The 21,257-nt window shown below is 61.8% G+C and carries 19 protein-coding genes and 1 pseudogene; 9 read left to right on the forward strand and 11 right to left on the reverse strand.

Annotation, left to right across the window (positions count from 1 at the left end):
- Nucleotides 1–334 precede the first annotated feature (334 nt).
- Complete coding sequence (locus tag HBN98_RS22785; RefSeq protein ID WP_083368923.1) at nucleotides 335–2,968, forward strand: excinuclease ABC subunit UvrA; 2,634 nt, start codon at nucleotides 335–337, stop codon at nucleotides 2,966–2,968.
- A gap of 42 nt (nucleotides 2,969–3,010) precedes the next feature.
- Here the strand turns inward: HBN98_RS22785 and HBN98_RS22790 are convergent, their stop codons facing one another.
- From HBN98_RS22790 to HBN98_RS22815, 6 genes are read right to left on the reverse strand one after another with little or no spacing between them, the layout of a single operon-like run.
- Nucleotides 3,011–4,933: a response regulator gene (locus tag HBN98_RS22790; RefSeq protein ID WP_083368924.1), complete on the reverse strand. Its 1,923-nt coding sequence runs from the start codon at nucleotides 4,931–4,933 to the stop codon at nucleotides 3,011–3,013.
- Complete coding sequence (locus tag HBN98_RS22795) at nucleotides 4,923–5,798, reverse strand: sensor histidine kinase (RefSeq protein ID WP_064587768.1); 876 nt, start codon at nucleotides 5,796–5,798, stop codon at nucleotides 4,923–4,925. Before HBN98_RS22795 ends, HBN98_RS22790 begins: the two co-directional genes overlap by 11 nt.
- Complete coding sequence (locus HBN98_RS22800) at nucleotides 5,791–6,801, reverse strand: ATP-binding protein (protein ID WP_083369434.1); 1,011 nt, start codon at nucleotides 6,799–6,801, stop codon at nucleotides 5,791–5,793. The genes HBN98_RS22795 and HBN98_RS22800 overlap by 8 nt, the downstream gene beginning before the upstream one ends.
- The gene (locus tag HBN98_RS22805) at nucleotides 6,798–7,202 is read right to left on the reverse strand and encodes an anti-sigma regulatory factor (RefSeq protein ID WP_064587766.1); all 405 of its coding nucleotides are present in this window, start codon (nucleotides 7,200–7,202) and stop codon (nucleotides 6,798–6,800) included. Before HBN98_RS22805 ends, HBN98_RS22800 begins: the two co-directional genes overlap by 4 nt.
- A complete protein-coding gene (locus tag HBN98_RS22810; RefSeq protein ID WP_083368925.1) occupies nucleotides 7,199–7,561 on the reverse strand; it encodes an STAS domain-containing protein in 363 nt (120 codons plus the stop codon). The genes HBN98_RS22805 and HBN98_RS22810 overlap by 4 nt, the downstream gene beginning before the upstream one ends.
- Nucleotides 7,562–7,565: 4 nt before the next feature.
- On the reverse strand, nucleotides 7,566–8,417 hold the full coding sequence (locus tag HBN98_RS22815; protein ID WP_064587762.1) for an STAS domain-containing protein: 852 nt from the start codon (nucleotides 8,415–8,417) through the stop codon (nucleotides 7,566–7,568).
- 249 nt (nucleotides 8,418–8,666) lie between these two features.
- Here HBN98_RS22815 and HBN98_RS22820 point away from each other — a divergent pair, with 249 nt between their 5' ends.
- Nucleotides 8,667–8,936 carry a hypothetical protein gene (locus HBN98_RS22820; protein WP_083368926.1) on the forward strand — a complete coding sequence of 90 codons (270 nt, stop codon included), beginning with the start codon at nucleotides 8,667–8,669 and terminating at the stop codon, nucleotides 8,934–8,936.
- Between the two features lie 64 nt (nucleotides 8,937–9,000).
- On the opposite strand, the gene HBN98_RS22825 is transcribed toward HBN98_RS22820, so the two are convergent.
- On the reverse strand, nucleotides 9,001–9,522 hold the full coding sequence (locus HBN98_RS22825; protein WP_083368927.1) for a DUF4142 domain-containing protein: 522 nt from the start codon (nucleotides 9,520–9,522) through the stop codon (nucleotides 9,001–9,003).
- A 204-nt stretch (nucleotides 9,523–9,726) separates the two neighbouring features.
- Between HBN98_RS22825 and HBN98_RS22830 the strand changes: the two genes are divergently transcribed.
- Entirely contained in the window at nucleotides 9,727–9,969 is a 243-nt protein-coding gene (locus HBN98_RS22830; RefSeq protein WP_083368928.1) for a DUF465 domain-containing protein, read from the forward strand.
- A gap of 109 nt (nucleotides 9,970–10,078) precedes the next feature.
- Nucleotides 10,079–10,243: a hypothetical protein gene (locus tag HBN98_RS22835; protein ID WP_169841519.1), complete on the forward strand. Its 165-nt coding sequence runs from the start codon at nucleotides 10,079–10,081 to the stop codon at nucleotides 10,241–10,243.
- Between the two features lie 131 nt (nucleotides 10,244–10,374).
- On the opposite strand, the gene HBN98_RS22840 is transcribed toward HBN98_RS22835, so the two are convergent.
- The 4 genes from HBN98_RS22840 to HBN98_RS22855 form a co-directional block, all read right to left on the reverse strand.
- Complete coding sequence (locus HBN98_RS22840) at nucleotides 10,375–11,445, reverse strand: SMP-30/gluconolactonase/LRE family protein (RefSeq protein ID WP_083368929.1); 1,071 nt, start codon at nucleotides 11,443–11,445, stop codon at nucleotides 10,375–10,377.
- Nucleotides 11,442–12,587 carry a sterol desaturase/SRPBCC family protein gene (locus tag HBN98_RS22845; protein WP_083368930.1) on the reverse strand — a complete coding sequence of 382 codons (1,146 nt, stop codon included), beginning with the start codon at nucleotides 12,585–12,587 and terminating at the stop codon, nucleotides 11,442–11,444. The genes HBN98_RS22840 and HBN98_RS22845 overlap by 4 nt, the downstream gene beginning before the upstream one ends.
- Nucleotides 12,588–12,699: 112 nt before the next feature.
- Nucleotides 12,700–13,563, reverse strand: coding sequence for a LysR family transcriptional regulator (locus HBN98_RS22850; RefSeq protein WP_064587750.1), 864 nt, complete (start codon nucleotides 13,561–13,563; stop codon nucleotides 12,700–12,702).
- A gap of 180 nt (nucleotides 13,564–13,743) precedes the next feature.
- Nucleotides 13,744–15,462 (reverse strand): hydrogenase maturation protein, encoded by a 1,719-nt coding sequence (locus HBN98_RS22855; protein WP_083368931.1) that lies wholly within the window; start codon nucleotides 15,460–15,462, stop codon nucleotides 13,744–13,746.
- A 295-nt stretch (nucleotides 15,463–15,757) separates the two neighbouring features.
- On the opposite strand from HBN98_RS22855, the gene HBN98_RS22860 reads away from it, so the two are divergent.
- The 5 genes and pseudogenes from HBN98_RS22860 to HBN98_RS27970 form a co-directional block, all read left to right on the forward strand.
- Complete coding sequence (locus HBN98_RS22860; RefSeq protein WP_083368932.1) at nucleotides 15,758–16,267, forward strand: sigma-70 family RNA polymerase sigma factor; 510 nt, start codon at nucleotides 15,758–15,760, stop codon at nucleotides 16,265–16,267.
- Nucleotides 16,264–17,211, forward strand: coding sequence for a FecR domain-containing protein (locus HBN98_RS22865; RefSeq protein WP_083368933.1), 948 nt, complete (start codon nucleotides 16,264–16,266; stop codon nucleotides 17,209–17,211). Before HBN98_RS22860 ends, HBN98_RS22865 begins: the two co-directional genes overlap by 4 nt.
- Before the next feature lie 211 nt (nucleotides 17,212–17,422).
- Complete coding sequence (locus HBN98_RS22870) at nucleotides 17,423–20,344, forward strand: TonB-dependent receptor (RefSeq protein WP_083368934.1); 2,922 nt, start codon at nucleotides 17,423–17,425, stop codon at nucleotides 20,342–20,344.
- Between the two features lie 269 nt (nucleotides 20,345–20,613).
- Nucleotides 20,614–21,090 (forward strand): antitoxin Xre/MbcA/ParS toxin-binding domain-containing protein, encoded by a 477-nt coding sequence (locus HBN98_RS22875; RefSeq protein WP_083368935.1) that lies wholly within the window; start codon nucleotides 20,614–20,616, stop codon nucleotides 21,088–21,090.
- Nucleotides 21,091–21,112: 22 nt separating this feature from the next.
- Nucleotides 21,113–21,211: pseudogene (locus HBN98_RS27970) on the forward strand (RES domain-containing protein); the annotation flags it as partial.
- Nucleotides 21,212–21,257 lie beyond the last annotated feature (46 nt).

Raw genomic sequence — 21,257 nt, forward strand, 5'->3', positions numbered from 1 at the left:
GCCCAGCGGGAGCAAGCTCCCTCGCCACAGGTTTTGTGTTCGGCTCACATCACCAGTTGAGTGCGGACACGCACTTGCTGGGCAAACCGTACGGACCGGAAGCGTTGTTGCAGATGATTCGCTCGGTGCTCAGTGCTTAGCTGGCTAATTCCCAAGTCCCTGTGGCGAGGGAGCTTGCTCCCGCTCGGCTGCGCAGCAGTCGTAAATCCGGGAACCGCGGTTTGTCTGCCGGGTTGATTCGTCCGGATTTGGGGCCGCTTCGCAGCCCAGCGGGAGCAAGCTCCCTCGCCACAGGTTTTGTGTTCGATTCACATTTTCCGATCAAGGCCCGCCAATGACTGCCAAACGCACCTCCAAAGCACCCGCCGGCATGGTTCGGGTGCGTGGCGCCCGTGAACATAATCTGCAGAACGTCGACGTCGACATCCCCCGCGATGCGCTGGTGGTGTTCACCGGGGTTTCCGGTTCGGGCAAGTCGTCGCTGGCGTTCTCGACCTTGTACGCCGAAGCCCAGCGGCGCTATTTCGAATCGGTGGCACCGTACGCGCGGCGGCTGATCGATCAGGTCGGCGTGCCGGATGTCGACTCCATCGAAGGCCTGCCGCCGGCCGTGGCCCTGCAGCAGCAGCGCGGCACGCCGAGCGCGCGTTCGTCGGTGGGCAGCGTGACCACCTTGTCGAGCCTGATCCGCATGCTCTATTCCCGGGCCGGCAGCTATCCGCCGGGGCAGCCGATGCTGTACGCCGAGGACTTCTCGCCGAACACCCCGCAAGGCGCCTGCCCGCAGTGCCACGGGCTCGGACGGGTGTATGAGGTGACCGAAGCGCTGATGGTGCCCGACCCGAACCTGACCATCCGCCAGCGCGCCGTCGCTTCCTGGCCTCTGGCGTGGCAGGGACAGAACCTGCGCGACATCCTGGTGACCATGGGCATCGACGTCGACATCCCCTGGAAGAAGCTGCCGAAAAAACAGCGCGACTGGATTCTGTTTACCGAAGAAACCCCGACCGTGCCGGTGTACGCCGGGCTGACCCCGGAAGAAACCCGGGTCGCGCTCAAGCGCAAGATGGAGCCGAGTTATCAGGGCACCTTCACCGGCGCCCGGCGCTACATCCTGCACACCTTTACCCATTCGCAAAGCGCGCTGATGAAGAAGCGTGTTTCGCAATTCATGCTCGGCAGCCCATGCCCGCTGTGTGACGGCAAGCGCCTCAAGCGCGAGGCGTTGGCGGTGACCTTTGCCGGTTACGACATTGGCGAGCTGTCGCAGATGCCGCTGCTGCAAGTGGCCGAAGTGTTGAAGCCGGTGGCAGCCGCAACCTACCTGGAACACGCCGAGGAAACCGGCGAAACCTTGAGCCATGCGCAAACCCGCGAGGCCCGCCAGCAACGCGTCGCCCACGGTGCCAGCGGCCACGCCAGCGCGCCGGATGTGCGCCATACGCCGAACCTGTCGCTGGAGAAACGTCTGGCGGCGCAGCGCATTGCCGAAGATCTGCTGGAGCGGGTCAGCACCCTGACTGACCTGGGCCTGGGTTATCTGGCGCTGGAGCGCAGCACGCCAACGCTATCGTCCGGTGAGTTGCAGCGCCTGCGTCTGGCGACGCAATTGGGTTCGCAGCTGTTCGGCGTGATCTACGTGCTCGACGAACCCTCCGCCGGCCTGCATCCGGCCGATGGCGAGGCGCTGTTCGAAGCCCTGCAGCGCTTGAAGGCCGACGGCAATACGCTGTTTGTGGTCGAGCATGATCTGCAAACCATGCGCCGCGCCGACTGGCTGATCGATGTCGGCCCGGCGGCGGGCGAGAAGGGCGGCCGGGTGCTGTACAGCGGTCCGCCGGCAGGGCTGGCCGAGATCGACGAGTCGCAGACCCGCGCTTACCTGTTTGCCGACACCCAGGGCCCTTCGCGCAGCGCACGCCAGCCGAATGGTTGGCTGAGACTCGAGGGCATCAGTCGCAACAACCTGAACCACCTCAGTGCCGAATTTCCCTTGGGCTGCTTCACCTCGGTGACCGGGGTCTCCGGCTCCGGCAAGTCGAGTCTGGTCAGTCAGGCGCTGCTGGAACTGGTGGGCGCGCACTTGGGGCGTCCGACGGTTGAGCAGGAACCTGAAGAGCTCAGTCTTGAAGACGATGCGCCGCAGGCCAGCAGCGGTCAGGTGACGGCGGGGCTGGAGTCGATCAAGCGGCTGGTGCAGGTCGATCAGAAACCGATTGGCCGTACGCCGCGCTCGAACCTGGCTACCTACACCGGGCTGTTCGACAACGTGCGCAAATTGTTCGCCGCCACCCCCGAGGCGCGGGCGGCGGGATACGACGCCGGGCAGTTTTCCTTCAACGTCGCAAAGGGCCGTTGCCCGACCTGCGAAGGCGAGGGGTTTGTCAGCGTCGAGTTGCTGTTCATGCCCAGCGTGTACGCGCCGTGCCCGACTTGCCATGGCGCGCGCTACAACCCACAGACGTTGGCGATTCAGTGGCAGGGCTTGAGCATTGCGCAAGTGCTGCAACTGACCGTGGACGAGGCGGTTGAGGTGTTCGCCGAACAGCCAGGGATTCGCCGTTCATTGGAGGTGCTGCGTGATATCGGCCTCGGCTATTTGCGTCTGGGCCAACCGGCCACCGAGCTGTCTGGCGGCGAGGCGCAGCGGATCAAACTGGCCACCGAGCTGCAACGCAATCAGCGCGGCGCGACCCTGTACGTGCTGGATGAGCCGACCACCGGACTGCATCCGCGAGATGTCGATCGGCTGCTGGAGCAATTGGACAACCTGGTCACGGCGGGGCACACGGTGATCGTCGTCGAGCATGAAATGCGCGTGGTCGCGCAGAGCGACTGGGTGATCGACATCGGCCCGGGGGCCGGGGATCAGGGCGGCAAGATCGTTGCCGCCGGGACGCCGCAGAAAGTCGCGGCGAGCAAGAAGAGCCGGACGGCGCCGTTTCTTGCCCAGGCATTGAGGCGATAGGCGAGCTGTTCCCATCGCCAGCAGGCTGGCGATGGGCGGCTGTCAAGCACCATCCAGGGTGCGGCGGATCTTGTCCAGCAGTTCGCTGATCTGGAACGGCTTGATCAGCATTTCCATGCCGTCGCCCAGGAACACCTGACGGTTGATCGCGTTCTGCGCATAGCCTGTCATGAACAGAATCGGCAGCTCTTCGCGCCAGCCACGGGCTACATCGGCCAGTTCGCGGCCGCTCATGCGCGGCAGACCGACATCAGTCAGCAGCAGCTCGATCGAGGGATCGTTCTGCAAATGCTTCAGCGCCGTTTCGATATCCGCCGACTGGGTGCAGCGATACCCCGCATCCTCCAGTACTTCGGTGACGAACAGCCGCACCGCAGGCATGTCCTCGACGATCAGCACATGCTCACCGCAACCCTGCGGATCGACCAGGACCGGCGCCGGATCGACCGCCGTCGGATCGCTGGTGGCCGGCAGCATGATCGTCACTTCGGTACCGCATCGTGCCACGCTGCGGATGTGCGCATCGCCTCCAGACTGCCGGGCGAAGCCGTAAATGGTCGACAAGCCGAGCCCGGTGCCCTGGCCTAGTGGCTTGGTGGTGAAAAACGGGTCGAACACTTTGTCGATCACGTTGTGTTCGATGCCGGTGCCGTCATCGCGCACGGACAAGGCTACATAGGCGCCATCCGCCAGATTCGGATCGCCATGGGAATACGCCGCATAGGTGTTGACCCAAATGTTGCCGCCCTTAGGCAAGGCATCGCGGGCGTTGATCACCAGGTTGAGCATTGCGCTTTCAAGTTGACTCGGGTCGACCAGGGCGATGGCCGGTTTGCTGGTCAGTTCAAGCTTGAGGGCGATCCGTTCACCGATGGTGCGCATCAGCAGCTCTTCCAGCGAGCGTACGTGCTTGTTGATGTCCACTGGACGTGTGTCGAGCGGCTGCTGGCGCGCGAACGCCAGCAAGCGTTGGGTGAGGGCCGCTGCACTCGTCGCCGAATTCAGCGCCGATTCGGCATACAGCCTGACTTTGTCCGGGCGGTTGTCGGCGATGCGTTTCTGGATCAGCTCAAGGCTGGTGATGATGCCGGTCAGCAGATTGTTGAAGTCGTGGGCGATACCGCCGGTGAGCTTGCCCAGTGCGTCCATTTTTTGCACTTGCAGCAATTGCAATTCGGCGCGGGCCAATTGCGAGGTGGTGTCGTCCAGCCGCGCCAGATGCGAGCGCTCACGGTGGCGATGCTCAGTCACGTCTTCGACGAATACCAGGCTCAAGTGCGGCGTGCGGTAAGGTGAAATCTGCCACAGGGTTTCACGAATCTCGCCCTGCACCCGCATGTTCAGCGTGCCTTTCCAGCGCTCGCCATCGACCAGGCGCAAGCGCAGTTCATTGAGGATGGCGCTCTGCTCGTCGGCGAAGCACTCCTTCAGGCTTTGCGGATCTTGGTTGTCGAGAATCAGTTGGGTAAAGGCGTGGTTGCATTCGTGCACTTTGAGGTTGGCGTCGAGCACTGCAATCGGTGCGGACACATTGACGAAAATCTCGCGGAATCGCGCTTCGCTCTCACGCAGGGCGTTTTCCGTGTCACGCACCCGCAGCAAGGTGCGCAGGGTCGCCAGCAATACGTCCGGGTCCACCGGGTGAATCAGGTAGGCATCGGCGCCGGCGTCGAGGCCGGTGATGATATCGCCGGTCTGGATCGAGGCGGCAGACACGTGAATCACCGGCAGCAATGCGGTGCGCGCATCGGCGCGCAGGGCGCGCACGATGTCGAAGCCGCTCATGTCCGGCAGGTTGACGTCGAGAATCAGCGCATCGGGCAGCTCGCTCTCGATCAGGGCCAGGCCCTCGGTGCCAGTGCCGGCCTCCAGCACTCCATAATCGTGACGTTCCAGACGCTTGCGCAAGGCATAGCGAGTGGCGACGTTGTCATCGACGATCAACAGGCGAATGTCACGTTTCATCGACGTTCTCCAGAGCGATCGCCAACGGAATGATCACGAAAAAGTTCGAACCGACCCCTGGCGCGCTGTCCATGCCGACCTCGCCACCCAGCAGGGCGGCAAAGCGTTTGCACAAGGACAGCCCCAGGCCGGTGCCGCGCAAGCGTTTCTGCAGCGGCGAGTCGACCTGGGAAAAGTCCTCGAACAATGCGCCATGCAATTCCGGCGCGATACCTATTCCGGTGTCGCTGACGGCAAAGCGCACCTTGTCGGCGCCTTCGAGTCGCGCAGAGACCCGCACTTCGCCACGGGTGGTGAATTTCAGCGAGTTGGAAATGAAATTGCGCAGGATCTGCGCGAGCTTCTTGTCATCGGTATACAAACGCGGCAGGCCGACCGGCTCTTCGAAAATCAGATCGACAGCGCTGGCGTCGACAATCGGCCGAAACATCCCGCGCAGGGCAGAGAACAGATCGAACATGTCGAACCAGGCGGGTGAGATGCTGATCCGTCCGGCCTCGATTTTTGCCAGATCAAGCAGGTCATCCACCATGTCGCTGAGTTCGCGGGCGGCGCTGCTGACGAATGCCACTTGCTTGTGCTGCTCGGGGCTCAGCGGGCCGTCGATTTCGTCGGCGAGCAGGCTGTTGATGCTAAGGATCGAGCCCAGTGGGGTGCGGAATTCATGGCTCATGTACGACAGAAAGCGGCTCTTGAGGTCCGACGCCTGACGCAGCTCTTCGGCCTGGGTGTCGAGTTCGGCATACAGGGCCAGCACGCCCTGATTGGTCTCATCGAGTTCTTCGCGCAAGGCGGCGGTTTCGCTTTGCAATCGAGCGATAAGCGCGGCCTGTTCGGCACTGCTCAGGTCAGGCAATTCAGCCATGGGCGGCCTCCAGGGCGACAACCAGTACCGTGACATCGTCGCGCCCGCGACAGAAATCGCGGTGCAGGACGCTGGCGATGACGGCAGGATGGCGGTGCGCCAGCCCCGGGTAGTCTTGAAGGTTCCAACGGGACTGCAAGCCGTCGCTGTACATGATCAATAGATGTCCGTTCACGTGAGCATAGTCAAAGGGCTGGGCTTTCCGGTACTGGCCACCGACGATACCCGGGTGCGAGGCCAGACCGCGGGATTTGCCACCGGCAATCAGGCTCGCGCCAATGTTACCGACACCGGCGAACGTCAGGCTGGCCCGATCAGCGCGGAACTGGGCAAACGCCACCGCACCGCCGCGTGTGCCGATCATGTCGCGGTGCAAATCTTCCATCAACAGCGTCGGTGCGCTGAACGGTGCCCGGGCAAACGCGTCCTCTCCGGCTCGAGCCGCACGCTCGGCGTCTTCACCGTGACCGAGGCCGTCAATGATCATGGCGCTGATATCACCATGGTGATACGCCAGATGCCAGACATCGCCGCAAGCCGGGTCGTTATGCAGCGAGTGCTGACTGACGCCATACGCCAGATCCGGCTGACGGTCGCTGCGCGGATACAGACGAGCGAGGAGGACGGCTCCACGCTGATCAGCAAATGCGTCGAACACATCGGCCTGTCGGGCTACCGCACCCAAACCGATGCCCTGGGTGCCGCCAGTGGAAAAACCGTCGGTCAGACAAGCGTCCAGATCGAAGCCTTGGGCCCGGTCGATCGCGATCATCTCGATACCGTTGTCGCCCTGGCGTGGCAGCACGCGCAAATGAATTTCACCGCGAAGGGCATGTTTGAGCACATTGCTGGCAAGCTCCGTGGCCACCAGGGCCACGCGGCCGGCATCACTCTCACCAAAGCCATTCTGTTCGGCGAGCCGCTGTGCCGTGCGCCGGGCAAAGCCGATCTGGCTGCTGTCTTCGATCAGCAGCACCTGGGTCATTGACCCTGTGATATTCATGTCCATCGGGTGATCGTTATACGTGTACCCTTGCCGGGCTCTGTGTCCAGTTCGAATTCTTCGACCAGGCGTTTTGCCCCGGTCAGGCCCAGGCCCATGCCGCTGCCGGAGGTCCAGCCGTCGGTCATCGCCAGTTTGATGTCGGCGATGCCCGGGCCTTCGTCGCGGAACGTCAAGCGCAGACCGACCTTGTGATCTTCATCGAGAATCTGCCAGTCCATGTCGCCGCCGCCACCGTAAACCATGGTGTTGCGGGCCAGTTCACTGACCGCCGTGACCATTTTGGTCAGGTCGATAAGGCGCATCCCGCACTCGGTGGCCAGCTTGCGGGCGGTCTGGCGTGCGAGCACGACATCCTGCTCGATATTGATCGGTTGAGTACCGCTGCTGCGTACGGTCATTGCCGGTTCACTCGTTCCTGCAGCAGTTTCATCCCGCGCTCGACGTTCAGTGCGGTGCTGACACCCGGCAGGGTCAGGCCGAGTTCGACCAGGGTGATTGCCACCGCCGGCTGCATGCCGACCAGCATGGTTTCGGCGTCCATGATTTTCGAAAGGGCGGAAATCGTGCTGATCATCCGGCCAATGAACGAATCGACCATGTCCAGCGCCGAGATGTCGATCAGCACGCCACGCGCCGAGGTCGTGCTGATGCGTTCGGACAAGTCGTCCTGCAACGTCAGGGCGAGCTGGTCATGCATGTCGACCTGAATGGTCACCAGCAGGAACTTGCCCATTTGAAGAATCGGAATGCGCTCCATTGGCTCAGACCGCTTTGCCGAGGCTGATGCCCAGGCGGGTGAGGGCGAGTTTCAGGGCGTCGGCCAGGTTGGCCTTGGTCACCACGCCTTGCAGGTCGAGACCCAGGTGCACGATGGTCTGGGCGATTTGCGGACGCACACCGCTGATGATGCAGTCGGCGCCCATCAGGCGGATTGCGGTCACGGTTTTCAGCAAGTGCTGGGCGACCAGGGTGTCGACCGTCGGCACGCCGGTGATGTCGATGATGGCGATTTCCGAACCGGTGTCGACGATACGTTGCAGCAGCGACTCCATCACCACCTGCGTGCGTTGCGAGTCGAGGGTGCCGATCATCGGCAGGGCAAGCACACCGTCCCACAACTTGACCACCGGCGTGGACAGCTCCAGCAGTTCTTCCTGCTGGCGCTTGATCACCGCTTCCCGGGATTTCTGGAACGTGCGGATGGTGTGGAGGCCGAAGGCGTCGAGCAGCTCGGAGACTTCCCACAGCTGTTCGGCCAACAGCGCTGGCTGCTCGCGATAGTGATTTTGCAGCAGTGAAAACAACGGGCCCTTGAGCGAGAAAATGAAACTGGCGGTCTGTTGTGAATCCTGACCCAGCTGTGCGCGGCTGTGGGACAGCTTTTCAAGGAACTGGCGAGTCTCCTCCCAGCCTGGTGCATTGACGTTATTGCCGTTGTCGTTTTCCAGACCGCTGACGATCAATTGCAGGAACTCGCTGGTCTGTTGCTGCAGGTCGTGATCCTTGAGGTTGCGGCTGGCACCGCTGGTTTGCAGTCCGTTGATCCATTCGCCCAACAGTTGCGCCTGTTTGTTTTTCATCGCATCAAGTGTGCTGTTCTGCAATGCTGCCATGTGTCTGTTGCTCCGTAGCGAATTGGGGCCGGTTCTGCAAAAAATGACCGACGCGGAATCAGTGACATTTGCCGTTCGAAATAGTTGTTCGTGCCCGAAAGGATATTTTGATCGGGCACAAGGAACGCCCCGGTAACTGTAGTAGGCGTGTTTGAAAGCCGTGATGTTTTGAACGTTGGCGCCGCACGGGCTTCGAATCTTCAAGGCCGGACGGTATTGGTCTCGCCGGTTTTGAAAAACGAGGTGAGTATGAACGAGCAAACGAAACAGCAACAGAACCAGAGCACAGAATCGATCAATCGCAATGACCCGGCGATCGACCCGCAGGTGCCGGGGCAGAGCCCGACCATGCCACCCTCGGGCAACACCGAACAGGCACAGAGTGCCGATCCGGCGGTGGATCAGAAGAACAAACACACCGACAACGACAACGAGTTCAGCCCGGGTTTCGAACCTGAGCCCGATCGTCCGAAGCCCGGTGAAGAAACCGATGCCGACATCGATACCGACGGCGGTTAGGCCGCACTGAAATGGAAAGAGGCCGCATTCACTGAATGCGGCCTCTTTTTATGCAGCGCCCGGTTTATTTGCTCGGATGCTTGGCCTGCAGCTCTTTGGCGGCGGTCAGGTGTTTTTCCAGCGCCGGCAGCATTTTCTGCGCGAAGGCTTTCAGCTCGGGAGCGCCTTTGACCTTGTCATCGGTCACGGTATTGGCTTCTTTCTTGAACAGTTCGATGGTTTCTTCGTGGGCCTTGACCTGGTTGTTGGCATAGGCCGCGTCGAAGGATTCATCGCGCATGTCGAGGATCTTTTCCTTGGCCTGCTTGACCAGGGTGGTGGTGTCCGGAACCTTGATGTCATTGGCCTTGGCAATGCTGGCCAGTTCATCGTTGGCCTTGCTGTGGTCGGTGATCATCATGTTGGCAAATTGTTTGATGTCGGCCGACTGGCTTTTCTCCAGGGCGAGGCGACTGGTCTCGATCTCCGAGATGCCACCGGCCGCAGCGTTGTCGACGAAATCGTTCGAAGTGGCGGCGAAGGCACTGCCCATGCCGCTGCTCAAAGCGACAGCCAGAACCAGATGACGCAGGTTGAATCCGTCCATTGGTGTTTCTCCACACAGGTTTTTGTTGACGATATTCAATGGAGGGAGCGAAGCGGGCAAAGGTTTGATCGCGTTTCCGACAGGGCGACGAACGGCAACCGCTGGTCTGACAGGTGGTCGACAGAACGGCGCAAGCAAGGCCATTCTGATACTGGCTGACGCCATCGCTCGCGTCGGCTGCCGATCAACTGACGGAGGTGTTCCATGCCGGTTTCCCATGACCTGTTTCAGGACTTGAGCTGCACGAAGGAAGAGATCCAGCAAAAACGCACCCAGGATCCACGACTGGATTCACTGATCAACAAATACTCCCTGGCTGACGCCGAGGTGGTCAAGGCCGAAACGGCCAGCTCGGATGCACCCAGTGACGACGAACTGAAAAAACTCAAAGAGAAGCGTCTGAGGGTCAAGGACGAAATCGTCAGCCATTTGCAGGCGCCGTCCTGATAACCGGATGATCCGCCGACCCACGGTGGCGGATTGATTGGAACGACAACCACCCTCGGCACCTCGAATGTTCAGAGTCTTCATTCAGCGACTCTTTGCGAGGTGCCTCATGAACAAACCCAGATTCCCCAGTGAAGAGCAGGGCGCATTTGACCCGGTGCCGACGCATCCGGAGCCCAACAGCCCGGCGCACACCACGACCCTGCCCGAAGAGCCGGACCAGGATCTGCCGGAAGACGAAGATCCTGACAAGTTCGACAGATCCGGTAACTGATAGTCCGCTATCGCTGGCAAGCCAGTTCCCGCGAGATTCCGGGTGTGCCGAAAATTATCAGGCACTCGCAAATCCTCAGGGACTGGCTTGCCAGTGATGACGTCAGTCAGTCCAGCACCCATTCTGCGGCCTCACTTCAACGCATCCGCCAACGGCAACCGCGCCATGTGCGATGCCTTCAACGAACCCAGATACAACCAGTCCCCATACTCCCGCGCCGTGGTGATCGGCGAGTAATTGCCGCTGCTGGCATCCTGCAGATTGGCAACCACCTTGCCTTGCAGATCCAGCCCCAGCACAAACCCGCGTTTCTCCACCGGTTTGGGCAGCACGGTCAATGCGCGCACGATCACCTTGCGTACCCACGGATGCCCGGCGGTGCCATCGAGCAAGGCACTGCGCGGTGCATAGAGCGCCACCCAGAAGCGGTTGCTGCCATTGAACGCGAGGTTGTCCGGCAGGCCCGGCAGGTTGTCGATGAACAGGTCCTGGGTGCCCGCCTTGGGGCCGCTCAGCCAATAACGGCTGATACGGTAGGCGCCGGTTTCATTGACCAGCACATAGGCGTCATCCGGGCCCAGGGTCACGCCGTTGGCGAACTCCAGCTTGTCCAGCAGCACGCTGGTCTTGCCGCTCTGAAAGTCGTAGCGCAACAGGCGCCCGTCGCCACCGTGTTCGATGATTGCCTCGCCGTCATGGCCGTAGCCCCAGCGGCTGCTGGCATCGCTGAAGTAGGCGTAATGCCCGGACTGGTCGATGGCCACATCGTCGGTGAAACCGAACGGCACACCGTTGGCCTCGGTGGTCAGTGCGGTCAACCGGCCCTGGGCGTCGAGCGATAACAAGCCCTTGACCCCGTCAGCGATCACCAGCAAACCGTTGGGATGCCGCGCCAGGCCCAGAGGGCGGCCGCCAGTGTCGATGAGGACCTGGCGTTGCTTGCCGTCGAGGCTGCTGCGAAGCAGGCGTCCGTCATGCAGGCCGGTGATCAGGAAATCGCCTTCCAGCAGCAGGGCTTCCGGGCCATCGATGTCGCCCGGGCCGACCTGTTTGGCCGCCTTGAGCCGCTGGTTTTCGGCATACGCTCCTTCACTCAGTGACGGTGCCGGCGGCGGCTTCCAGGCCACCGGTTGCACCTTGGTCGGCATCAGCAACAGAAACCCGATGACAAGAATGACCAGCAGCAACAGCACGCGCTTCATGGGTGTTGCCCCGTCAGCGCCAGGTGTTTGAGCGCCATCTCGCGCAGGGCTTGCATCGACGTGGCCGACTCACGCTCGATGCGGCGTTTGAGCAGCAACCGATTGGCAACGCGCATGCCCAGTCCGTCGAACTGATAATCCAGGGTGCGCACGAACCGCGTGCCATCGGCTTCGGCCGCGCATTCGTAGGTCAGCAGCAACGACAAACCATGATCGCCCCGCGCCCGTGCACACCAACGCCGGCCCGGCAGGTATTCGCTGACTTCCCAACGCAAGTGACCGGCGCGGCCGCCGGCATGGATGTCTTCTTCAAAGCGCGCCCCGGCATGCAGCGGGCCTTGCGGGCCGTCGATCTTCAGCGACGACGGGTGCCATTGCGGCCAGTGATGGACGCTGGCGGCGTAGCGGAGCACGGCGATCGGTTCGCCGGCGATGTCGATCTGGTGCTGCATGCGGGTCATGGGCGGTCTCGAATAGCGCAACGGGGCGGGTTGCGGCTCCCAATACAGGGTGCCGAACAGGTAGTCCATCAGCGGAAAAACGATATTGAAATTGCGCTCCTGCATGCGCTCGCGACGGTGATGCAGCTCATGCAGATGACGCATCTGGCAAATCCACGGCAGGCGGGTCAGCGGATTGTTTGGCGGCAAATGCTCGCAGGCGTGAAACACCTCGTAGGTCAGGTAACCCAGCACCATGCAGCCGCCGAACAGTCCGGCGACATTGGCGTTGACCTGTGCGAACAGCCACCACAACGGCAGCGTGATGAGCAGCGTATGCACGACGATCAGCCAGGCCGGAAACAGAATCACCCGCCAGTCGCGGGCGCCGTCGTAAGTCATGTGCCCGGGGGTGAAAAAGCTGTGGTGGTCACCGGCATGCCGGGCATAGAACAGCTTGGCGAAGGTCTTTTTGTGGTGGCCGAGATGGCGATGGACCATGTACACGCCAAAGTTGAAGAACAGTAACGTCAGCGGCACCGTCAGCCATTCCAGCGCGCGTACCTGCTGCACGCTGCTCCAGAACGCGCCGATCGCCAGCACGCCGAACAGCAACACGAAAACCCCGTGCAGCCAGGGGTTGTAGCGCGGATGAATGGCCGCACGGTAGCGGCTGCGGAATGCCTCGGTGGTCTGCCTCACTGCGTTCACCTGTGGGTATTGTTGTTATACCCGGCAGATTAGCCGATCCGGCCGTTTGTGCAGGCCGGACCTTGAGGCCACTTGCGCCATGCTTCGGTGTAAAGCGGCCGATTCAGCTCAACGGGTTCCAGCGCTGTGACCAGTCGTCATCGGTCGCGATCACCTGACGCAGCAGATCGAAGGCCTGCTGCAGCGTCGTCGAGTCACGTTCTCGCGCGTATACCAGATAGGTCGGGTAGCCGAATTCCGGGGCCTTGGTCACCGCTTCCAGTGCGCCGGTTTCCAGATAGCTGCGCACCACGCGCGTGCGGAAGTAGCCGCTGCCGCCGTGTTCGAGGATGTATTGCAGGGCCAGCGGGCCGAGGTTGAAACTCAGTGCGGCCTTGGCTTTGTCCGGCAGGGCGGCGTCGTGCTGACGGCGGAAGTCCGGCCCCCAGTCGATGTAGACGTAGGGATCGGGGCGGTTCGGCGCACGCACCAGAATCAGTTTTTCTTCAAGCACCTGCTCGACCTGCAGGCCGGGCCAGTATTCCGGTTGATAGACCAGCGCGGCATCGAGCACGCCGAGTTCGAGCTGGCGCAGCAGGTTTTCACCGTCGCGGATTTCCATGCGCAGGGCGTGACCGGGGATTTTTTCGCGCAGCTCGGCGGCCCAACTGAGCATCAACGGGTTGCACAGGCTGACTTCGCCACCGATGTGCAGCACGTTGTGATAGCCGTCCAGCAGCGGCAGGTCGCGCCGCGCTGCTTCCCAGGTCTGCACCAGTTGATTGGCGTAGACCACGAAGGCTTCACCATTGGCCGTCAACTTCGCCCCGGCCCGGTTGCGCACGAACAGCGTACTGCCCAGCTGACTTTCGAGTTTCTGCACGCGTGCGGTGATTGCCGTTTGCGTGACAAACAGCTTCTGCGCAGCGGCGGCAAGGCTGCCGTGGCGGACGATTTCCAGAAAGGTGCGGGCGAGGTCGATGTCCATGGGCGGGCCGGTGTTTGAGGTGGGGGGCATTGTAAGTGCCGGCTCGATATCCCGTCATCGTCCATCGCGAGCAGGCTCGCTCCCGCAAGAGTTCTGCGATTGACTTGGATTTTGCGAACGACGCAGGACCCTTGTGGGAGCGAGCCTGCTCGCGAAGAGGCCCGCCCAGTCACCCAGGCATCAGCCCGCCAACTCAACCTTGCGCACCCGCGCCCAGTCCGCCACCAGCCGCGCCGGCGTGCCGCAGGCTTTGCGCTTGTAGACGAAGTGGCTGCATTTCTCGGCAAACTGGTTGCGGTTGTAGAGCATGTCCTCCTGCATTTCCTGCAGTTCGCTGTCCCGGCATTGCTTGATCAGCACCTGATCCACGCGCAACTTGCGTTCACGCACGGCGGCATAGGTCGGATCGCTCAGCACGGCGTTGGCCCGCTGCAGCAGCCACAGCGAAAACTCGTCCGGGCAGCGCGGGCCGATTTCCTGAACCATGCCCAGTTGCAGCGCCTGCGTGGCGCTGACCGGCAGACAGGCCTGGGTCAGTTGCTCGGCCAGCGCCGGACCAACCGCGCGCGGCAGGCTGTAGGTCCAGTATTCCGAGCCATACAGGCCCATGCTCTTGTAATGCGGATTGAGCACGATGTCGGCCCGGGCAAATACGATGTCGGCGGCCAGCGCCAGCATCACCCCGCCAGCTCCGGCATTGCCGGTCACGCCGCTGACCACCAATTGCCGCGCACTGAGCAGTTCGGCGCAGACGTCGTCGATCGCCTGAATATTCGCCCAGGCCTCGGCGCCCGGATCCTGTGCGGCCTGAATCACGTTCAGGTGCACACCGTTGGAAAAGCTGCCGCGTCCGCCCTTGATCAACAGCACGCGGGTATCCCGAGCCTTGGCCCAGCGCAGCGCTTCGACCATGCGCTGGCACTGTTCAGTGCTCATCGCACCGTTGTAGAACTCGAAGGTCAGCTCCCCGACATGCCCGGATTCGCGGTAGCGCAGCGGCTGATATGCCTCGTCGTTGAACGGCTGGCTGGCGATCGACCAGTCGAGGCTCGGCACACCGGCCAGTTGCCCGGCCAGCACATGCCGCGCCGGTTGCTTGAAGGTTTCTTCGCCAGGTTGCGGTTTGCGCCGCAGCGAGCCGATCCACAGGCTGTGATCACCGGTGGCGACCAGCACCGCGTCGTCATGCACGGCAAGAATCTGGCCAGGGATGCCCGTGCGCTGATCGAGGTGCGCGTCGTACACGTAATACTGCCCGCCGGCCAGACTCGCCAACACCCCGGGCTGGCCGTCGGCGGCGTCGATGCAGCGTTTGATGAAGCGCGAGCAGTCGTGCCAGCTGAAGGTGCGGTCGGCCTGTTTCATGTTCGGCTGCAGGCGGCCACGGACCTTGGGATCGGTGTAGTCCAGCGCGACAGGCACAAAGCCTTCAATGAATTTTTCGACCACTTCGCGAATGCAACGGATCGCCGCATCGCTGACCCGACCGTTGTACAACTCGGACTTGCGCAAGTCCGGCGGCAGGTTGAATTCGCAGGTCGCCCAGACCGGGCCGGCGTCCATTTCTTCCACCGCTTGCAGGGCCGTCACGCCCCAAAGGGTCAACTCGTTGGTGATTGCCCAGTCCAGCGCACTGGCGCCACGATCGCCGACGATGCCCGGATGAATGATCACTACCGGACGCCGGGCATTGCTCCACAGTGCCTGGGGTACGCGATCCTTGAGGAACGGACAGATCACCAGGTCGGCGCCGCTGTGTTCGATCTGCTCGCACACTGAGGCTTCGTCGGTGAACACCACGACACTGGGTGAGTGCCCGGCCTGCCGCAGTTCCAGCCAGGCGCGTTGGGTCAGGCCGTTGAAGGCCGAGGACAGCAGAATGATCTTGAGTGATCGCATGGTTTTCTTCCTTGAAGGGGCAGCCGCGGGCTCTCGGTGAGCCGTCCCTGGCTTTCGATGGAGCGCGCAGATTAGTCAGTGCTTGCGGGCTGACCACTGACCGGGGTCAACGTTGTGTGAGTCAATATTTCTGCGGCGACGGAGCGCCTTATTCTTAATGGTTTGATTATCCTGATTTTTTATTACTTCAAATGTAAGCAGCGCTATTGCACAGTCGCCCCTGATCAAGAGCCGGACGATCCCGGCAGAACGATGGTTTTTCGCAGCGGGTGGACCCCGTTTCAGGGAGCAAGGCATGGGTGAGGGTCAGAACCCGCATTACCGGATGATTGGGCAAATGTTCCAAAAGGACTATCGCTGGCTGTGCGCTGCCGTTGGCCGCACGCTGGGTTGCCCGCACAGCGCACAAGACATCGCCTCGGAAACCTTTCTTCGGGTGCTGGCCTTGCCGGACCCGACCGCGATTCGCGAGCCGCGTGCGCTGTTGACCACCATCGCCCGGCGTCTGGTCTACGAAGGCTGGCGCCGTCAGGACCTGGAGCGCGCCTATCTGGAAAGCCTGGCGCTGGCACCGGAACCGGTGCATCCATCACCGGAAGAGCGGGCGCTGGTGATCGAGGCGCTGCTGGCGGTCGATCGCTTGCTCAACGGCTTGTCGGCCAAGGCCAAGGCGGCGTTTCTCTACCATCAACTGGACGGTTTGACCTACAGCGAAATCGGCGCACGCCTCGGCGTTTCCACCAGCCGGGTGCAGCAGTACATGGTCGAGGCGTTCAAGCGTTGCTATCAGGCGATGCAGGCATGAGGCCCGATGAAGCGGTGATCGATGAGGCGGCGCAGTGGATGGCGCTGTTGCAGTCCGGCGAAGCCAGCAGCGCTGAACGTGCAGCGTTCGAGGCGTGGCGGGCGGCTGATCCACGCCATCAGCGGATCATCGAACAAATGGGGGGCGGCCTGAACCTGCTGCGCCATCCCACCTTGCGCGGGCTGCCGCGCAACAGTCTGCTGCACAGCCTGAATGCGCCGTCGAGTCGCCGGCGGTTTCTCAGCGGCAGCTTGAGTGTGCTCGGTATCGCCGTGCTCGCCGGTTTGCTCGGGCGGCGTTACGGCTGGTTGCCGGAGGCAGGGGAGTTGGCGACCGGCACTGGCGAGCGGCGCGATTTCACGCTCGAGGACGGCAGTGCGCTGAGCCTGAACGCGCGGACGCGGGTGGTGGCGCAGTTCGATGCGCTGCAGCGCCTGTTGACGTTGCACACTGGCGAGTTGCTGGTAGATGTGGCCAAGGACCGTGCGCGGCCGTTTGTGGTCGAGACGGAGCACGGCCGGATGCGTGCGCTGGGGACGAAATTCCTCGTGCAACAAAACGATGATTTCACCCGGCTGGTGATGCTGCATTCGCAGGTCGAAGTGGTCACGGCCGGCGGGGCGCGGCAAGTGGTCGAGGCGGGGGAGAGCCTGTCGTTCAACGCGCAGGACATTCTGTCCCTGGAACGCAGCAACGGCCAGGAAAGCGCCTGGGTGCAAGGTCGACTGGAAGTGCGCGACCGACCGCTGAGCGAAGTGATCGACAGCCTGCGCCGTTATCGCCGGGGCGTCCTGCACTTGAGTCCCGAGGTGGCCGATCTGCGTCTCAGCGGTCTCTATCCGCTCGACGACAGCGACCGCACGCTGCAACTGCTGGAGCGTTCGCTGCCGATCCGCGTCACCTGGCACAACCCGTACTGGGTCAGCATCGACCCCCGTTCTTGATTCCAACGCGTACCCCTGTAGGAGCTGCCGCAGGCTGCGATCTTTTGATCTTGAAAAACAAAGTCAAAAGATCGCAGCCTGCGGCAGCTCCTACACAAAGGTGCGTTTATTCCGGTTATAGGTTTATGACTTCTTGGCCTAATCGCTGCCCTATAAAAAGCGCCGGCCCGCTGCTCATTCCCTGCAGACGCCTTCAACAGGGAAGCCCTTGATGATTTCATTCAAACAACAATTACCGCGCCTGACCTTCGCCGCCGCACTGGCGATGGGGCTCGGACCGACAGTGGTTCATGCGCAGGATTCTGCCACCCAGGTGTACACCTTCGACATCGCCAGCGGCCCGCTTGATGAGGTGCTGCTGGATATCTCGCGCCAGACCGGCGTGCCGATTTCCTTCAGCCAGAACCTGGTGCAAGGCAAGCGCAGCCGTGCGGTGCGGGGTGCCTTGGGCGGGCGTCAGGCGGTGGAGAAGGCGTTGCTCGGCAGTGGCCTGCAAGTCGAGCAGAGTGCCCAGGGCCTGAGCGTGCGCGAAGGCGAAGCGAGCACGCCGGTGGCGGCCAAAGTCAGCGCCGTGGCCCCGGCGACCAGTGCCGATTACCGCATGGAAAAAGTCACCGTCACCGGCTCGCGAATCGCCCGTGCGCAGAGCGATGGCGCGACTCCGGTCAACGTCATCACCCATGAAGAGATGGAAGCCCGCGGTTATAAAAACGTCTACGACGCGCTGGCAACGCAGACGCAAAACACCGGCATGACCCAGGGCGAAGACTACGGCAATACCTGGCAACCGGCGGCCAGCGCGATCAACCTGCGGGGCCTCGGACCCAATCACACGCTGGTGTTGATCAACGGCCGGCGCGTGGCCGATTACCCGACACCATACGACGGCAAGGTCAACTTCACTAACCTTGCGAACATTCCTTCGGCGGTGATCGAGCGGATTGAAATTCTCAGCAGTGGCGCGTCGGCAATCTACGGTTCGGACGCGATCGCCGGGGTGGTCAACATCATCCTCAAGAAGCAGATCAATGGCATCGACGTCAATCTCAAGGGCGGCACCAGCGAGCGCGGCGGTGGCGACAACCAGCGCCTGCAAATCAGCGGCGGCGGCAGTTGGGGCGATTTCGACGGTCTGTTCGGCCTGGAGCTGACCAATCGCGACCCGATCTGGGCCGACGACCGTGGCTTCATGCAGAGCGGGCCGTTGGCGGACGTCGGTTACCGCCGCGACCTGAGCAACAACCGTTACCTCGGTCCCGGCTGTGGCGCCTATCAAGGCACCTTCGACAACATGCTGTACAACAACGCCGGCCGCTGTCGCACTGACCAGATGTACAACGACTACTGGACCATTCAGACGCAAAAGGAAAACTACGACGGCTACACCCGCGGCACCTGGCATTTCAGCGACAGCGGCCAGGTGTTTGCCGACTTGATGTATGGCCTCGACCACATCCAGAACAACACCCGTGGGCCGACCTTCACCTCGCCGGATTTCATCAACCAAAACAGCGGCAATCTGGAGCGTTGGTATCGGCGGTACGGCGAAGAAGAAATCGGCGGGCGCACCGGCAATAACAGCAAGTGGACCGACACCTCATGGACCGGCACCCTCGGCCTCTCGGACAAGATCGCCGACACGGGCTGGCGCTACGATCTGGCGGCCAACCGTTCGGAATACCGCAGCGTCAGAACCACGCGCTACACGCCGCTGTCCTCGATTCAGGATTTCTACCTTGGCCCGCAACTGGGCACGCGTGACGGCTACCCGGTGTTCGCCCCGGATGCGTCGCGCCTCGACCGCCCCCTGACGCCACAAGAGTGGGATCAGTTTCGCAGCAACCTGACCCAGCGCAGCAAATCGGTTTCCACCAGTTACAACGCTTCGGTCAACGGCGACTTGTTTGACTTGCCGGCCGGCCCGGTGGGCTTTGCCGGCGTGCTGGAGGCGGGCAAGCAGGAATATCGCGTCGACCCGGACGACGGTCTCAATGACGGCACGTTCTATGGCGTGAGCCCGGCACAAAGCTCCGGCGGTTCGCGCAAGCGTTATGCGGCTGGCGGCGAGTTCAGCATTCCGGTCACCGACACTGTGCTGGCGACCGCCGCCGGGCGTTGGGACCAGTACAAATTCAGCGGCCGCAGCGAGCAGCAGAAAACCTACAACCTCGGCCTGGAATGGCGGCCGATCAGCAGCCTGTTGCTGCGCGGCAGTTACGGCACCAGTTTCCGTGCGCCGGACCTGAACTACATCTACCAGTCCGACAGTAACGGCTATTACCCGGCGCAGATCGACTACTACGGTTGCAGTCAGGGCGTGCAGGGCGCGTGTGATCGCGGGCGGGTCGACTACACCCAGAGCGGCACCCCGGACCTTGAGTCCGAACGTGGCAAATCCTGGACATATGGGTTTGTCTGGTCACCGTCGCGCAACTTCGATTTCTCCACCGATTTCTGGCGCGTCGAGATCGACGACCTGCTGACCACCGTTGATGAAAACCGCCTGTTGCAACAAGAGAACGAATGCCGCAATGGTACTCAGGACATCAACTCGGCCAACTGCCAGTCGACTCTGGCACGCATCGACCGCAACCCCGGCAATGCCGCCATCGATCCCAATCAGTTGCAACGAGTGCGGGTCAACGCGATCAACGCTGCCAGCGAGCGGGTCAGCGGTCTGGACTTCAAGAGCAACATCCGCTGGGGCGCCGGCCAGTACGGTGCGTTCAGTTCGGCGCTGGGCTACACGCTGGTGCTGTCGCATTTCTACAAGGAGTCGGACGAAGCGCCGACCCAGGACTGGCGCACTTCGCGGACCAATTACGACTGGCGCAGCAAGGTCAACGCCAGCCTGACCTGGGATTACCAGAAGGCCACGGCAACGCTGATGGGTATTCGCTACGGTTCGGTCACCAACGGCGCGGGTGACGGGCGGCTGTCGCCATGGACGGTGTTCAATGCCAGTGCGCGCTACAAACTCAATGACCGCGCCAGCGTCGGCCTGACCGTGAACAACGTGCTTAACCAGATCAAGCACGATGATTCGGCTGGCTGGCCGTATTACCCCACCGGCAACTACGACCCGTACGGACGGCAGTGGTGGCTGGATGTGAGTTATCACTTCGGCAGTTGAGCACGCGGTATTCGTGAATAACGTCCTACGGAAACAGGTGGAGATTCAGCAAAAGTGGGGATATTTCCGACGACATTCTCAGGTTGGTCGTCGGAAGCATGATCTATAGCATCGGGCATGACATTGAAGTCGTAAACGGCTTGGACGCTCAGGCCTCTGCTAACGGATGGATTATGCGAACTCCCCACCTCGAATACGAAACGCCTGCTTATTCCCATCGCCTTCAATGGCGTGACGATCGTGCCAGATGCCCAGTGGAGGATGTCGCGATGCCCAGCGTCAAGGTACCCCGGCTGACGGGTGTGAAGAGGGCCGAGGGCAAACCTGTCGACGTGCTCGTGAATGGCCAGAACATCGGTGACGACGCCTTTCTGATCGTGCACCTTACCGACGAAGGTTTTGAGCTGAACGATGTCGTCAACATGCTCTCAACCTCTGAGCTTTATCTGCAAGGCGATATGGTCAGACGTATCACCGGCAAGTCGGTCAGAACCATACGGCGATTACTGAAGGAAGGTAAAACGGTACGGCTTGATCCGCAGCAGAGCGTCGTCGCCTACCAATATGCGTTGGTGCTGGAAAAGGCCACTCGCGCCTTCGGGCGTCAGTCACGGGCCGAGGAGTGGCTGCGCAAACCCAGTACCTACCTGGGCGGTCGCGTACCCGGGGAGTTGATCCGGCATTCACTGGGGTTCCAGATGGTGGAGCAGTATCTGGGGCAACTGATATACGGGGTTTACCCATGAATCCCTTGCCCTGGGACGAGCACTGGTGAGCTGCGAACTGGCCGAGGGGCAGTTCAGGATGATCTCCCAGGAACGTTTTGGACTGGATACACGGTTGCTGAGGGAGATGGCATTGGCTTGATGTGTTCTTGTCATTTTTTTGCATAACCTCATCACCCAACGGTCTA

Origin of the sequence: Pseudomonas koreensis, from assembly GCF_012986595.1 — a bacterium.
Taxonomy (GTDB): Bacteria; Pseudomonadota; Gammaproteobacteria; order Pseudomonadales; family Pseudomonadaceae; genus Aquipseudomonas; species Aquipseudomonas koreensis.